General features: G+C 64.8%; 16 protein-coding genes. 3 read left to right on the top strand and 13 right to left on the bottom strand.

Annotated elements, in window-relative coordinates:
• Positions 1-113: 113 nt before the first annotated feature.
• The 5 genes from JG743_RS04965 to tesB all read right to left on the bottom strand — a co-directional run bounded on the left by JG743_RS04965 (position 114) and on the right by tesB (position 6,685).
• Positions 114-2,780, bottom strand: a complete 2,667-nt coding sequence (locus tag JG743_RS04965) for an FtsK/SpoIIIE family DNA translocase (RefSeq protein WP_202298725.1) — start codon at positions 2,778-2,780, stop codon at positions 114-116.
• A 504-nt stretch (positions 2,781-3,284) separates the two neighbouring features.
• Positions 3,285-3,560: a hypothetical protein gene (locus JG743_RS04960; RefSeq protein WP_202298724.1), complete on the bottom strand. Its 276-nt coding sequence runs from the start codon at positions 3,558-3,560 to the stop codon at positions 3,285-3,287.
• Positions 3,561-3,839: 279 nt separating this feature from the next.
• Positions 3,840-5,195: an ammonium transporter gene (locus JG743_RS04955; protein ID WP_202298723.1), complete on the bottom strand. Its 1,356-nt coding sequence runs from the start codon at positions 5,193-5,195 to the stop codon at positions 3,840-3,842.
• Positions 5,196-5,226: 31 nt separating this feature from the next.
• Positions 5,227-5,565 carry a P-II family nitrogen regulator gene (locus JG743_RS04950; RefSeq protein ID WP_027169082.1) on the bottom strand — a complete coding sequence of 113 codons (339 nt, stop codon included), beginning with the start codon at positions 5,563-5,565 and terminating at the stop codon, positions 5,227-5,229.
• Positions 5,566-5,821: 256 nt separating this feature from the next.
• Positions 5,822-6,685 (bottom strand): acyl-CoA thioesterase II, encoded by an 864-nt coding sequence (gene tesB, locus JG743_RS04945; RefSeq protein ID WP_202298722.1) that lies wholly within the window; start codon positions 6,683-6,685, stop codon positions 5,822-5,824.
• A gap of 169 nt (positions 6,686-6,854) precedes the next feature.
• On the opposite strand from tesB, the gene JG743_RS04940 reads away from it, so the two are divergent.
• Positions 6,855-8,117: a ubiquinone biosynthesis hydroxylase gene (locus tag JG743_RS04940; protein ID WP_202298721.1), complete on the top strand. Its 1,263-nt coding sequence runs from the start codon at positions 6,855-6,857 to the stop codon at positions 8,115-8,117.
• Positions 8,118-8,388: 271 nt separating this feature from the next.
• On the opposite strand, the gene JG743_RS04935 is transcribed toward JG743_RS04940, so the two are convergent.
• On the bottom strand, positions 8,389-8,919 hold the full coding sequence (locus tag JG743_RS04935) for a hypothetical protein (RefSeq protein ID WP_202298720.1): 531 nt from the start codon (positions 8,917-8,919) through the stop codon (positions 8,389-8,391).
• Position 8,920: 1 nt separating this feature from the next.
• Here JG743_RS04935 and JG743_RS04930 point away from each other — a divergent pair, with 1 nt between their 5' ends.
• Complete coding sequence (locus JG743_RS04930; RefSeq protein ID WP_202298719.1) at positions 8,921-9,070, top strand: hypothetical protein; 150 nt, start codon at positions 8,921-8,923, stop codon at positions 9,068-9,070.
• Here JG743_RS04930 and JG743_RS04925 read toward each other — a convergent pair.
• Both JG743_RS04925 and JG743_RS04920 read right to left on the bottom strand, forming a co-directional pair.
• Positions 9,049-9,405, bottom strand: a complete 357-nt coding sequence (locus tag JG743_RS04925) for a YciI family protein (protein WP_202298718.1) — start codon at positions 9,403-9,405, stop codon at positions 9,049-9,051. The genes JG743_RS04930 and JG743_RS04925 overlap by 22 nt on opposite strands.
• A 2-nt stretch (positions 9,406-9,407) precedes the next feature.
• Positions 9,408-9,737, bottom strand: a complete 330-nt coding sequence (locus JG743_RS04920; protein WP_244673064.1) for a hypothetical protein — start codon at positions 9,735-9,737, stop codon at positions 9,408-9,410.
• A gap of 106 nt (positions 9,738-9,843) precedes the next feature.
• On the opposite strand from JG743_RS04920, the gene JG743_RS04915 reads away from it, so the two are divergent.
• The gene (locus tag JG743_RS04915; protein WP_202298717.1) at positions 9,844-10,269 is read left to right on the top strand and encodes an OsmC family protein; all 426 of its coding nucleotides are present in this window, start codon (positions 9,844-9,846) and stop codon (positions 10,267-10,269) included.
• Between the two features lie 72 nt (positions 10,270-10,341).
• Here JG743_RS04915 and JG743_RS04910 read toward each other — a convergent pair whose 3' ends face one another.
• The 5 genes from JG743_RS04910 to sdhA are packed head-to-tail and all read right to left on the bottom strand — an operon-like array spanning position 10,342 to position 14,836.
• Positions 10,342-10,971, bottom strand: a complete 630-nt coding sequence (locus JG743_RS04910) for a YceH family protein (protein WP_202298716.1) — start codon at positions 10,969-10,971, stop codon at positions 10,342-10,344.
• Positions 10,968-11,780 (bottom strand): nucleotidyltransferase domain-containing protein, encoded by an 813-nt coding sequence (locus JG743_RS04905; RefSeq protein ID WP_202298715.1) that lies wholly within the window; start codon positions 11,778-11,780, stop codon positions 10,968-10,970. Before JG743_RS04905 ends, JG743_RS04910 begins: the two co-directional genes overlap by 4 nt.
• A 7-nt stretch (positions 11,781-11,787) precedes the next feature.
• Positions 11,788-12,567 carry a succinate dehydrogenase iron-sulfur subunit gene (locus tag JG743_RS04900; protein WP_202298714.1) on the bottom strand — a complete coding sequence of 260 codons (780 nt, stop codon included), beginning with the start codon at positions 12,565-12,567 and terminating at the stop codon, positions 11,788-11,790.
• Positions 12,567-13,001: a DUF3052 family protein gene (locus tag JG743_RS04895; RefSeq protein ID WP_202298713.1), complete on the bottom strand. Its 435-nt coding sequence runs from the start codon at positions 12,999-13,001 to the stop codon at positions 12,567-12,569. The genes JG743_RS04900 and JG743_RS04895 overlap by 1 nt, the downstream gene beginning before the upstream one ends.
• 2 nt (positions 13,002-13,003) lie before the next feature.
• A complete protein-coding gene (gene sdhA, locus JG743_RS04890) occupies positions 13,004-14,836 on the bottom strand; it encodes a succinate dehydrogenase flavoprotein subunit (protein ID WP_202298712.1) in 1,833 nt (610 codons plus the stop codon).
• Positions 14,837-14,840: the final 4 nt, after the last annotated feature.

Below are 14,840 nucleotides of genomic sequence, written 5' to 3'. Positions count from 1 at the left end.
GCCGAAAATGGTGGGTTCCGAGAACCGGAGCGGAGCGTACTTAACGTACGCGAGCACCGGAAGCGCAGGAAGCCGCCGTTTGCAGGCCGGCATCACCTGAATATCAATAGACCCTAGAACTTGTCCTCCTCCGTCGGCACCAGGATTTCGCGTTTTCCAGCGTGATTGGCCGGACCGACAATGCCTTCCTTCTCCATCTTCTCGATGATCGAGGCGGCGCGGTTGTAGCCGATGCCGAGCCGGCGCTGGATGTAGCTGGTCGAGGCCTTGCCGTCGCGCAGCACCACCGCCACCGCCTGGTCGTAGGGGTCGTCGGAATCCTCGAAATTGCCGCCGCCACCACCGCCGCCGGAACCGCCCTTGCCGGAGGACTCCTCCTCGTCCTCGTCGTCGTCCTCGGTGATGGCGTCGAGATATTCCGGCACGCCCTGCAGCTTGAGGTGCCCGACGATCCTCTCGACCTCGTCGTCGGAGACGAAGGGGCCGTGCACGCGCTGGATGCGGCCGCCGCCGGCCATGTAGAGCATGTCGCCCATGCCGAGCAGCTGTTCAGCGCCCTGTTCGCCCAGGATGGTGCGGCTGTCGATCTTTGACGTCACCTGGAAGGAGATGCGGGTCGGGAAGTTGGCCTTGATCGTGCCGGTGATGACGTCGACCGAGGGGCGTTGCGTGGCCATGATGACATGGATGCCGGCGGCGCGCGCCATCTGCGCCAGGCGCTGCACGGCACCTTCGATGTCCTTGCCGGCGACCATCATCAGGTCGGCCATCTCGTCGATGATGACGACGATATACGGCATCGGCTCGAGGTCGAGATCCTCGGTCTCGTAGATCGCCTCGCCCGTCTGGCGGTCGAAGCCGGTCTGCACGGTGCGCGAGATCTTCTCGCCCTTCTTCTCCGCCTGCTGGACGCGCGCGTTGAAACCGTCGATGTTGCGCACGCCGACCTTGGACATCTTGCGGTAGCGGTCCTCCATCTCGCGCACGGTCCATTTCAGCGCCACCACAGCCTTCTTCGGATCGGTGACGACCGGCGTCAAAAGATGCGGGATGCCGTCATAGACGGAGAGTTCGAGCATCTTCGGGTCGATCATGATCAGCCGGCATTCCTGCGGCGTCAGCCGGTAGAGCAGCGACAGGATCATGGTGTTGATGGCGACCGACTTGCCCGAGCCGGTGGTGCCGGCGACCAGAACGTGCGGCATCTTGGCGATGTCGACGATGACCGCCTCGCCATTGATGGTCTTGCCGAGCGCCAGCGCCAGCTTTGCCTTGGTGGTCTCGAAATCGCGGCTGGCCATGATCTCGCGCAGATAGACTGTCTCGCGCTTGGCGTTGGGCAATTCGATGCCGATGGCGTTGCGGCCGGGGACGACAGCGACGCGGCAGGCGATCGCGCTCATCGAGCGGGCGATATCGTCGGACAGGCCGATGACGCGGGAGGACTTGATGCCGGGCGCCGGCTCGAGCTCGTAGAGCGTGACGACCGGGCCGGGACGGACGTGGATGATCTCGCCCTTGACGCCGAAATCCTCCAGCACGCCCTCGAGCAGCCGCGCATTCTGCTCCAGCGCGTCCTTCGACAGGCTTGGGTCCTTGGCGACGTTCTTCGGCTCCGACAGGAAATGCAGCGACGGCATCTCGAACGTGTCCGAGCCGATCAGCGAGGTCTGCGCCTCGCGCTGGACGCGCGCGCCCGGCGCCGGACGCGGCGCCGGCGCCTCGACGCGGGTCGCCGCATCGGAGCGGAAATTCCGCACATTGGCGGTCGGGGCACCGCGGCGCCGGACAGGTTCGTCATCGTCGAGATCGATGTCTTCGTCCTCTTCGGTGTCGAAAACATCATCATCATCAGGATCGACCGAGACGCTGCGGTCGTTGACCATGGCGGCGAAGAATTCCGGCTCGACGCGGGCGCGGCCGCCGGGGCTCATCCGCGCCTCGGCGTATTCGGCCGATTCGACACGCTCGGCGGCACGGCGCCACGCACTGGCGCGCGGCTCCATCTCCGGCTCATACTCGTCGCGCTCCTGCTGGCGGCGCAAGGCGCGGCGGTGCATCCAGGCCCTGAACGACAGCCACCAATGGGTGATGGCGCCAAGCGCCAGTATGCCTTCGTCGCCCTCGTCATCATCCTCGTCGAAGAGCACCTCGTCCTGTTCGCGCGGATCGGGCTCGGCGCGCTCCATGACGGCAAAGCCGTTCTTGCGGGCAATCAGCGCCGAGCCATAGGCGAACAGCCACAGCGCCGGCGCGGCGAGAACGACCGCGACGATGCTGGCGAACAGGCCCTTCGGATAGCCGCCGACGGCGATGCCGGGAATCTTCAGCACCATATCACCGAACACGCCGCCAAGGCCGGTCGGCAGCGGCCATGTCTTCGGCGGCGTCACGCAGCCGGCCATCGCCGCCGCGAGCAGCGCGAAGCCGAACCAGGCGAGCCCGCGCTTCGGCAGCCGGTCGACGCCGCGCGCCGAAAACAGCAGGAAGCCCCAGATCACCGCCGGCACCAGCGCCGCGACCGCGGCAAGGCCGAAGAACTGCATGGCAAGGTCGGAGAACACCGCCCCCGCATAACCCATCGCATTGGTGACGATGTTGTCGGTGGCGTGCGAGAAGCTCGGATCGGCGACGTTCCAGGTGGCGAGGCCGGCAACGCCGAAGGCGACGAACACGAACAGGCCGGCGCCGACCAGCCGCCCAAGCTGACGCCGCGCGAATGCCTGGATGCCGTGCCCCGTATCGGTCAGCGCGAGCGGTGCTGAAGCGCCTGAACGCATGCCTCTTCCCCGTCTGTGAGTGCCTCGCCGGACGCATGACGCACGCCGGCAGATTCGGATGACAGACTATCGGCGGGAAGGTTAAGGGCGCATTAACTATAAGAGGTTGAGGCGGCAAGGATGCATGGACCGACGGTTGCGCCGCGCCGTTCCCTTTCGTGTCCCATGGACTGCCCTTGCCCGATCGCACGCGGATGCGAAAAAGCCTCGCGAGCCGGAGCCAGCGAGGCCTTTCCTTGAGGAGGGCTAAAGTGGGATTTGGCCCTCCGATGATCCGGGGGTGGGATCGCGGGAAGACTAGCCGACGAACCCGGTCGGCGGTGAATCACACTGAATCACGATCGCTTGATGCTCCCGCCGGGTCTAGCGGTCGCTCGCGATGACATGGCATGCCCGGGTCCGTGCGCGCGGGATTGAAGCCGGCTTTCCCGGTTCGGCGACGTGGCGGGCCAGCGGTCCGCCACCTTTCGCGAAACGACCGGGATTGAACCCGATCTGTCGCAATCACTTGTGACCGGCATACATCATCAGGTTGGCGCAGAATTCGGTGTGAGGCTTGCTCATCGCGGCGTCCTGGCACTCCTTCATCATCATGTCCTGCTTGTCCTTGGCCGTTGCAGCCCAGGCCGCCTTGAAGTCAGCTTCCGACTTCATGGTCTTCATGCCGGCATCGGTGAAGAACGGGGCCATATTGTCCGGCTCGTCGAGCGCGCCAGCAAGTGCAACACCGCCGACCATCGACAGAGCCAATGCTCCCAGGACGATGTTCTTCATGTTCATCGGTTGGTTCCTTCCCTGTTGTCTTAGCGATCGCCAAAACGGCGGCCGCTACCCCAGTACGGAGCCGGAAAGCCTGGTGTTTCTTCGCGCCGGCGCATCACGCGAACGTGATCGAGTCGAAAAACGATTCCCTTTCACCTTTTCGAGGCGCACGATTTTCCAAAAAAAGAGGCCCGGAAGATACTTCCGGGCCTCAATGCGTGAGCTCCTTTCGGGAGCGTCACGACGGGATCTTCTCAACGCCGGCGGGAGGATGCCGGCGCCGGATGGTCGATGGTCTTACGGCACCACTTCGCCGTGCTGGCTGATGTCGAGGCCTTCGATCTCTTCCTGGGTGCTCGGACGCAGGCCGACCAGCGCCTTGACGATGTAGAGGATCACGAAGGTAGCGATCGCCGTCCACAGGATGGTGAAGACGATGCCGTAGATCTGGGTGCCGACCGAGGCGCCCTTGCCGAGCGCGTTGATCTCGGGATCGGCGAGCGCACCGGTGAGCAGCGCGCCGATGATGCCGCCGACGCCGTGCACGCCGAACGCATCGAGCGAGTCGTCGTAGCCGAGCATGTGCTTAACCTTGACCGCCGAGATGTAGCAGACGACGCCGGCGACGATGCCGATGATGAAGGCGCCGGTCGGGTTGACGAAGCCGGAAGCCGGCGTCACCGCGACGAGGCCTGCGACGGCGCCCGAGATGATGCCGAGTACCGAGGGCTTCTTGGCGATGATCCATTCGGCGAACATCCAGGCGAGCGCCGCCGCGGCGGTGGCGACCTGGGTGTTCAGCATCGCCGCGCCGGCGAGGCCGTCGGCGGCCAGTTCCGAACCGGCGTTGAAGCCGAACCAGCCGACCCACAGCAGCGAAGCGCCGATGACCGAATAGACGAGGTTGTGCGGCGCCATGTTGGCGGTGCCGTAGCCCTCACGCTTGCCGAGAACGAGCGCGCAGACGAGGCCCGCGACACCGGCGTTGATGTGGACGACCGTGCCGCCGGCGAAGTCGAGAACGCCGGCCGTGCCGAGGAAGCCGCCGCCCCACACCCAGTGCGCGATCGGCGCATAGACGAACACCAGCCACAGGCCCATGAAGATGAGCAGGGCCGAGAATTTCATGCGCTCGGCGAAGGCGCCGGCGATCAGCGCCGGGGTGATGATGGCGAAGGTGAGCTGGAACATCGAGAAGACGAATTCAGGAATGTTCGCCACGCCCGGCAGCCACAGCGTCGAGGTGGTGATGCCATGGTGGAAGAACTTGGAGAAGCCGCCGACATAGGCATTGGTGCTGCCGCCGTCGGAGAAGGCCAGCGAATAGCCGAACATGAACCACAGCACCGTCACCAGGCAGGTGATGGCGAAGCTCTGCATGATGGTGGCGAGCACGTTCTTCTTGCGCACCATGCCGCCGTAGAACAGGGCCAGGCCCGGGATGGTCATCATCAGGACCAGCGCTGTCGAGGTCAGCATCCAGGCGGTGTTGCCGGTATCGAGCACCGGTGTCGGCGCAGCGGCCGGTGCCGCAGCGGCGGCTGCGGGAGCCGCTTCCTGCGCGAAAGCGGCCACGCTGCCCAAGGCTGCCAGGGCAAGCGCGCCGAGAGCGGCCGCGCGCCCCGTCGTCTTCAAGGTGGAAGGAATATTCATTGAACTCTCCGTTGGAATGGGGGATCGCCGCTCAGAGCGCGTCGGTGTCTGTTTCGCCGGTACGGATGCGCACCGCCTGGTCGATGCCGAAGACGAAGATCTTGCCGTCGCCGATCTGACCGGTCTTGGCCGCCGACGTGATGGCTTCGACGGCCTTGTCGACCATGTCGGCACCCACCGCGACCTCGATCTTGATCTTGGGCAGGAAGCTGACCGCGTATTCCGCGCCGCGATAGATTTCCGTATGTCCCTTCTGACGCCCGTAGCCTTTGACTTCGGTGACGGTCAGGCCCTGGATGCCGACTGCGGTGAGCGCTTCGCGCACCTCATCGAGCTTGAACGGCTTGATGATTGCCATCACGATTTTCATAAGGTTTCACCCTTTGCTGTTGCGGTCCCCCGCGTTTGCACACCTTCACCGATCCCAAAGAGAGCCGGAAAGTGCCCGACAGGATTCAAGCTCCGTGCCAATTGCCGAAGCATCCCGTTAACCTGTTGTAAACAAAGAGTTTTGGCGAGGCCGCACAACCGCCTGTTCACTATCTCAGCAGTGCACGTGATTAAAAAATAGGCAAATTTTCAAATTTGCCTATTTGGCGGGCTTTGGCGGGAAGCCGGCTATTTGCTCAGCGCTTCAGCCGGATGAGGCCTTCCTGGGCAACCGAAGCGATCAACGTGCCGTCGCGGGCAAACAGCGAGCCGCGCGTGAAGCCGCGCGAGCCTTGCGTCGAGGGGCTGTCCTGCGTGTAGAGGATCCAGTCGTCGAGCGGATGGCTGCGATGGAACCACATCGCGTGGTCGAGGCTCGCCGCCTGAATGTCGCGATCGAAGATGGCGCGGCCATGCGCGAAAGTCGAGGTGTCGAGCAGCGTCATGTCGGAGAGATAGGCGAGCACCGCCGCCTGCGTGGCGCGGTCCTCGGGCACCGGGCCGGTGGTACGGATCCAGATGTTCTGCTTCGGCTCCAGCTTTTCGCGGCTGGTGTAGTGCTTCAGCATCACCGGCTTCATCTCGATCGGCCGGTCGCGCTCCCAGTAGCGCTTGATGCCTTCGGGGACCGCTTCGCCGAACTTGCCGAGCAGTTCGCGCTGGCTGAGCAGATTGTCGGGCGCCGGCACGTCCTGCGGCATCGGCACCTGGTGCTCGAGGCCGATCTCGTCCTGCTGGAACGAAGCCTCCAGCGAGAAGATCGCCTGGCCGTGCTGGATCGCCACCACGCGGCGCGTGGTGAAGGAGCCGCCGTCGCGGATGCGGTCGACCTCGTAGATGATCGGCACCTTGGTGTCGCCCGGCCGCATGAAATAGCCATGCAGCGAATGCACGTGGCGCTCCGGCTCGACTGTGCGCTGGGCGGCGACCAGCGCCTGGGCGATCGTCTGGCCGCCGAAGACCCGCTGCCAGTCGAGCTTGGGGCTGCGACCACGATACAGATTGTGTTCGAGCTGCTCGAGGTCGAGAATGTCGAGAAGCTCGTCCATGGCTGCCGTCATGTTTCGCGCTCCAGCCGCAAAAGATGTTATGGCGGTTTCGGACAGGAAGGGCGGGCAGTCAAGGCCGCCGTGGTGCGGCGGGCCGGCGGACCAGCGCATGTCGCCCAAAAGTGGGCAGCGGCTTTGGGACAACGACATGCGTAAGACAAAGCCGTGAAAGGGAATTGCCATGGTTGACCGTAAGGCGGATGCGGGATCGCGGGCCTCGCTCGATGTGCTGGTCGCCGGTGCCGGCTATGTCGGCCTGGCCAGCGCGGTTTCGCTGAAGCAGGCGCGCCCCAGCCTCGCCGTCGCCGTCGTCGACGCGGCGCCCGCCGGCGTCTGGCAAAAGGACGGCCGCGCCTCGGCGATCGCCGCCGCCGCCTGCCGCATGCTGGAGCAGCTCGGCGTCTGGAGCGAGATCGCGCCGGAGGCGCAGGCGATCACCGAGATGATCATCACCGATTCGCGCGCCGCCGACCCGGTGCGCCCGGTGTTCCTGACCTTCGACGGCGAAGTGGCGCCCGGCGAGCCCTTCGCCCACATGGTCGCCAACAGGGAGCTGAACGGCGCGCTGCGCCGGCGCGCCGAAAAACTTGGCATCGACATCATCGAAGGCCTCGCCGTCAGCGCCTTCGAGACGGACGGCGCCGGCATCACCGTGCATCTGGCCGACGGCGCGACATTGAAGGCGCGGCTGCTGGTCGCCGCCGACGGCGTCAACTCGAAGCTGCGCGACATGGCCGGCATCAAGACGGTGAAGTGGGAATACGGCCAATCCGGCATCGTCTGCACGGTGGTGCATGAGCGGCCGCACAATGGCCGCGCCGAGGAGCATTTCCTGCCCGCCGGCCCCTTCGCCACATTGCCGCTGAAGCCCGACAAGGATGGCCGCAACCGCTCCTCCATCGTCTGGGTCGAACGGACCGAGGATGCGCAGAAACTGGTCGAGGGCGACGACCTCGTCTTCGAACACGAGCTGGAGCTGCATTTCGGCCTCAAGCTGGGCGAGATCCACGCCGCCGACAAGCCGCGCGCCTGGCCACTCGGGCTGACCCTTGCCCGCGCCTTCGTCGCGCCCCGCATCGCGCTTGCCGGCGATGCCGCGCACGGCATCCATCCGATTGCCGGCCAGGGCCTCAATCTCGGCTTCAAGGACGTCGCGGCGCTGGCCGAAGTGGTGGTCGAGGCCGACCGGCTCGGCCAGGACATCGGCGCGCTCGACGTGCTCGAGCTCTACCAGCAATGGCGGCGCTTCGACACCGTGCAGATGGGCGTCACCACCGACGTACTGAACCGGCTGTTCTCCAACGACATCGGCCCGCTGCGCGCCGCGCGCGACATCGGCCTCGGCCTCGTCGAGCGCATGCCCCGGCTGAAGGAGTTCTTCATCCGCCAGGCCTCGGGACTGTCCGGCGACACGCCGCGGCTATTGAAGGGGGAAGCTATCTGAACGCTTGCCGATTGGCGTAAGCCTTCAATGTCGTCATCCACGGGCGGAGCGGGAGCGAAGCGGACGCGCAGACCCGAGGATCCATGCCGCTACTTTAATCGCAAGGTGCAGCGGAGCAGAATTCTGCACCATTGCAGCGCCTTGAGGTCACGGCATGGATTCTATGGTCTGCGCCGCGTCGCTTCGCTCTTTGCTCCGCCATAGAATGACGATGTGAGATGCGCTTCGACCAATCGCCAAGGCAGGCCGATCCGGTCGTCGCCGCTCCGGCTTAGTTCACTTCAAAGCCAAGCTTCTGTCGCAACCGCAAAATCCGCTGGTCGGCTATCTGCAGGCTTTTCTCGCCGCCTTGCGCGACGCGGTTCAGCATCTGCAGCAGATCGTTTCTTTCGTTCACATCGAGACGTTCACGCAGGAACGGCGCCAGCTTGTCGATGACGATCGTGGTGTCGTCGATCTGTGACGCCGCCCATTTGGCGTAGACCACCGCCTCGTCCGTCTTCTTCTTGCTGTCGGCGATCTCAGAAATCACCGAACGGATGACGGCTTCCCGCGCCGGCAGCACCGGGCCGTCTTCGGAAACGATGGCGGTGATCAGCGTCGCCGCCGCCACCACCGGATCGTCGATCGCCGTCAGCGGCGACAGCGCCGCCTGCTTGCGCAGCTTCTTGCGGCGGATGTTGCCCTGAACGCGGCCGACGACGTCGGCGACCTCGCGCGTGGCCTCGTTCATGGCCTTCATCCGGTACCACCAGAACGCGGCCGCTCCCAACACGCCAAGGATAGCAAGCAGGAAAGGCATATTGAAATCCCCCGAAATCCCCGCGACGATAAAAGAAGAGCAGCATCGCTTCAACACGCAACAGTTACGACAGGCGAAGAAGACCGGGATGTTTCAACCGGAGGCAAATTCAGCCCTGCCGCAAACCAACTATGACCCCGGAATGGTGTAGATAGCCCTGACCTCGATGGTGCCGAGTTCGGCCAGCGGAATGTTCCCGGCGATCGCCAGCGCCTCGTCGAGGCTCGCGGCCTCGATCATGACGAAGCCGAGCAACTGTTCCTTGGTTTCGGCGAAGGGGCCGTCGGTGACCAGCTGCTTGCCCTTGCGCCGCCGCACGCTCTTCGACGTCTTCACCGGTTGCAGCGCCTGCGCGATGATCAGCTTGCCCTGCTGGTCGAGCGATCTGTCATAGGCCAGTGAATCGGCATCGAGCTTAGTCGCTCCTTCCGGGCTCAGCGCGAAAAGATCCTTCTCCTCGCCATAGACCAGGCAGACATATTTCATCTCTATCTCCCGTGTTGTGATGAACCATAGGATGCGGTGGTGACGCTGTCAGCCGTGCCTTCGACCGCCGCCGCATGATCGAGAAGGCATGCCGCGATCCCGATGATTGCGACCGCCGCCAGCAGCCGGCCCAGCCCGGAGGCCGGCGGATCGAGCCAGAAATCTTCAGGCCGTCCGGCCTTGCAGCCCGGGCATTGCCACAGCGCGAAAAACAAACCGTCCATGGGAACCTCCAATCCGGCCACGAAGCCGTGGTCGCTCGCAGGACGGTCGGGGCCGATGGAAGTCGACATTTTTGCACGCGCTTTTTTCGAGAAATTTTCGAGCGGCATCGTCAAAGCCGGTCAGGAGTGCGGTGGCCTTCCGGCGCGGCCGCGCTATAGTCGTTGGGAACGCTGGCGTTCTGCCTGCGCAGCCACGACAATCAAGGAGGACTTCATGGACCGCACCGCAAACGCCGTCTGGAAAGGCAATCTGAAGGAAGGCAAGGGCACGCTCGACACGCAGAGCGGGACCTTGAAGGGCACGCCCTATTCGTTCAAGGCGCGTTTCGAGGATGAGAGCGGCAAATCCGGCACCAATCCGGAAGAGCTGATTGCAGCGGCGCACGCCGGCTGCTTCGCCATGCAGTTCTCGCACTTCCTGGCCGAGAACGGCACGCCCGCCGCCGAGCTCGACGCCAAGGCGGTGGTGACGCTGGTGCCCGGCACCGGCATCACCGGCAGCGCCCTGACGGTGGTCGGCAAGGTGCCGGGCATCGATGCCGCCAAGTTCCAGGAACTGGCAGAGAAGGCCAAGGCCGGCTGCCCGGTGTCGAAGGCGCTGGGGGCTATAAACGTATCGCTTGACGCGAAACTGGGGTGAGGTAGCGATCCTTCGCACCCTCCTCTGCCGGACAGAGGGGGGGTGCCGTCCCGCCAGCGTTTCCGGCGCTTGCTAGGCGCCCAACGCGTCGAGCCGGGCACGAAGTGCCGCGACTTCCTGCTCCAATGCCTCCAATCTCGCTTCCAGATCGGACGCAGGCATGGCCGGCGCACTGCGTTGCACCGTTAGGGCTGCAACGTCCACCGGCCCGCCGAGCAGATGCACATAGCGATCCTCGCGCTGGCCTGGCCCGCGCGGTATTTCCTGAACGAGCGGCGGTCGGCGGCCGATCAGCATGTCGAGTTCACCGCGCAGATCCTCGATCGACGAAAACCGCGCCATGCGCTCGCTTCGCGCCAACAGCTCATATGCGGTCTGTGGCCCGCGCAACAGGAGCAGCCCGACCAAGGCCGCCTGCGGCGTGGTCAGCGAGAATCGCTGCGCCATCTGATGCTCATAGCGCTCCACGCGCGAACCGAACATCTGCCGCACCAGCCCCTTCTGCTCAAGCAGTTTCAGGGCCCGATGCACCTCGGTCTGTTCCAGTGCCATCACCGGCTCGCGCGCCGTCTTCTGGTTGGCGGCGGCAAGTGCTGCATTGAGCGTCAGCGGATAGACATCCGGCGTCAGCTCCTTCTTTTCGATCAGGCAGCCGAGGACGCGGGCTTCGGTGGGATTGAGGATGGGAAGGTCTTCGCTCATTGCCGTTCTGCCTCCCGACGATAAAAGGCGGTTGCCAAGGCGCGGTTGTAGGCCTGCCGAGCCTCATCCCGGAGCGAACCGGCCAAGTTCATTTCGTGATGACCATAGCGCGCTTCGAGATAGCGCGCGATCTCGACCGGGATGGGGCCGGTCCCCAGCTCGCGCGTCTCACGCTTCCTGTCGATTAGCTGGCGGATCTCCCCGCCCGCTTTTGTCGGGATCTCCGTCTCGGCCAGGCAGTCGACCATGTTCATCGGCGGCAGGCTGGCAAAGCCGCGCTGCTCCATCCAGTCGAGAGCGACGATAGGACGGATGAAGTAGAACAGCTTCTTGAGCTTCACCTCGCCGGCGAAGCTGCCGATCTTGGCGACATGCGAGCGCGCGAGGCCGAGATAATGCCGCGACACTTTCACCGGATCGACGATCTCGGCAAGCAGGTCGAGAAGGCGCTGTCGGAAGCCCGAAACTTCCTCATAGAGGATCGGCGATTTTGCCCATTCGACGATGACAGCGTTGCCGCCGAGGGCCAGGAGCAGCGCCTTGCGTAAATCCCAGCCGCCGGCGTCGATCTCGCCCTCGATGGGGAACTCGATCACGTCGCGCGCCTGCTCCAGCACGAGATGGTCGGCGACCGGGCGGACATAGACGAAACGGCAATCATAGTCGCTGTCCGGCGACGGAAAGCCCCAGGCGCGGCTACCGCTCTCAATGGCGAAAAGGATGCTGACCCCTTGCGCGCGGGCCATTTCCAGCCGCGCACGGATCGCCGTAACCGCTTCCGGCGCGAAATCGGCAGGCAGCGGCTTCATTCGCAGGCTAAACCCGCCGCTCCACCATCATCTTCTTGATCTCCGCGATCGCCTTGGCCGGGTTGAGGCCCTTGGGGCAGGTCTGCGCGCAGTTCATGATGGTGTGGCAGCGATAGAGCCGGAACGGATCCTCGAGATTGTCGAGCCGCTCGCCCTTGGCTTCGTCGCGGCTGTCGATCAGCCAGCGATAGGCCTGCAAGAGCACGGCCGGGCCAAGATAGCGGTCGCCGTTCCACCAGTAGCTCGGGCACGACGTCGAGCAGCAGGCGCACAGGATGCATTCATAGAGCCCGTCGAGCTTCTCACGATCCTCATGGCTCTGCAGCCATTCCTTGGCCGGCTCCGGCGACACCGTCTTCAGCCACGGCTCGATCGAGGCGTGCTGGGCATAGAAATTGGTGAGGTCGGGCACTAGGTCCTTGATCACTGGCAGATGCGGCAGCGGATAGATTTTCACCGCGCCGGAAATGTCGTCGCAGCCCTTGGTGCAGGCGAGCGTGTTGGAGCCGTCGATGTTCATGGCGCAGGAGCCGCAAATGCCCTCGCGGCAGGAACGGCGCAGCGTCAGCGTTGGGTCGATCTTGTTCTTGATATAGAGCAGCGCGTCGAGCACCATCGGCCCGCAATCGTCCATGTCGACGAAATAGGTGTCCATGTGCGGGTTCTCACCGTCGTCCGGCGACCAGCGGTAGATGCGATATTCGCGAAGATTGGTGGCCCCCTCCAGCTTCGGCCAGGTCTTGCCCTGCTTGATCTGCGAATTCTTGGGAAGCGTGAGTTCGACCATTACCTGCGGTCCTTTCGGATGACGAGCTTCAGCCCGGACCAGATCTCGTTGACGGCGGCGACCTTGACGTCGACGAGGTCGCGCTTGAGCGCCTCGGCGCGGATCACGTCTTCGGTGACGTCGGTCGCCACCTTCGATGCCTTTTTCGGCCACGACACCCAGACCATGCCGTCGCGCTTGATCGCCGTCTCGATGCCGGCCAGGCCGTCCTCGATCTCGGCGCGCTGCCGGGTGAAGGCATGCACGGCATCGTATTTCCGATTGCCCGAAATCGCCGACCAGTCAGGCAGCCGGTCGACCCCGGCAAACGCCACTGCTCCGGTCAGGTCGTCGAGCTCCGGCGGCAGCGCGATGAAGGCGGCGACCATCCCGTCCTTCAGGCCAAGCTTGGCCGGAAGGGGTGTGCCGGAATATCCAGCGGCCGCCAGCGCCATCGTCAGTAGACCCTCGCCTTCGGCGCGATCTTGGCGAGGCTGATGCCGCCGTCCTTCTCGGACAACAGCGGCTCGGTATGCACCGGACGATAGGTGAGCGTCACCTTGCCGTCCTCGCCGAGGCGGGCCAGCGTGTGCTTGCGCCAGTTGGCGTCGTCGCGGGCCGAGAAGTCCTCCCGCGCATGCGCGCCGCGGCTCTCCTTGCGCGCCTCGGCGCCATGGACCGTGGTGATGGCATTGGCCATCAGGTTTTCCAGCTCCAGCGTCTCGACCAGGTCGGAGTTCCAGATCATCGAGCGGTCGTACACCTTGATGTCCTTCAGCTCGCCCCATATCTGCGAGATGCGCTTGCAGCCGTTCTCGAGCGATTCCTGCGTGCGGAACACCGCCGCGTCTTCCTGCATCGCCTTCTGCATCTTCTCGCGAAGCACCGCCGTCGGCGTCGAGCCGTTGGCGTGGCGCAGCCGGTCGAAGCGGTCCATGATCTTCTCAACCGAGGCTTCGTTGGGTGAAGGGATCGCCGACTTGCGGTCGATCACCTGGCCGGCCCGGATTGCCGCGGCGCGGCCGAACACGACGAGGTCGATCAGCGAGTTGGAGCCAAGCCGGTTGGCGCCGTGCACCGAGGCGCAGCCGGCCTCGCCCACCGCCATCAGCCCGGGCGACACCTTGTCCGGGCTCTTGGCCGTCGGGTTGAGCGCCTCGCCCCAGTAGTTGGTCGGCACGCCGCCCATATTGTAGTGCACCGTCGGCAACACCGGGATCGGATCCTTGGTGAGGTCGACGCCGGCAAAGATCTTCGCCGACTCCGAAATGCCGGGCAGCCGCTCGTGCAGCACCGCCGGATCGAGATGGTCGAGATGCAGGAAGATGTGGTCCTTGTTCTTGCCGACGCCGCGGCCCTCGCGGATCTCCAGCGTCATGCAGCGCGAGACGACGTCGCGCGAGGCAAGGTCCTTGGCCGACGGCGCGTAGCGCTCCATGAAGCGCTCGCCCTCCGAATTGACCAGATAGCCGCCCTCGCCGCGCGCGCCCTCGGTGATCAGGCAGCCGGCGCCGTAGATGCCGGTCGGATGGAACTGCACGAACTCCATGTCCTGCAGTGGCAGCCCGGCGCGTGCGGCCATGCCGCCGCCGTCGCCGGTGCAGGTGTGCGCCGAGGTGGCCGAGAAATAGGCACGGCCGTAGCCGCCGGTCGCCAGTACCACCATCTTGGCCGAGAAGCGGTGGATGGTGCCGTCGTCGAGGTTCCAGGCGACGACGCCGGTGCAGGTGCCGTCCGGCTCCATGATCAGGTCGAGCGCGAAATACTCGATGAAGAACTGCGCGTTGTTCTTCAGCGACTGGCCGTAGAGCGTGTGCAGGATGGCGTGGCCGGTACGGTCGGCGGCAGCACAGGTGCGCTGCACCGGCGGGCCGTCGCCGTAATTCATCATGTGGCCGCCGAACGGCCGCTGGTAGATCTTGCCTTCCTCGGTGCGCGAGAACGGCACGCCGTAATGCTCGAGCTCGTAGACCGCGGCCGGCGCCTCGCGCACCATGTATTCCATGGCGTCGACGTCGCCCAGCCAGTCGGAGCCCTTGACGGTGTCGTACATGTGCCACTGCCAGGAATCCGGGCCCATGTTGGAGAGCGAGGCGGCGATGCCGCCTTGCGCCGCCACCGTATGCGAGCGCGTCGGGAACACCTTGGTGATGCAGGCGGTGCGCAGGCCCTGCTCGGCCATGCCGAGCGTGGCGCGCAGGCCGGCGCCGCCGGCGCCGACGATCACCACGTCGAACTTGTGGTCGACGAACGTGTAGGCGGAATTGGCTGATTTCGCGTCCTTGGCCAAAATG

Source organism: Mesorhizobium sp. 131-2-1 (assembly GCF_016756535.1).
Lineage (GTDB): Bacteria > Pseudomonadota > Alphaproteobacteria > Rhizobiales > Rhizobiaceae > Mesorhizobium.
The sequence above is the reverse complement of the archived record's forward strand: the minus strand, read 5'-3'. Positions and strand labels throughout refer to the sequence as shown.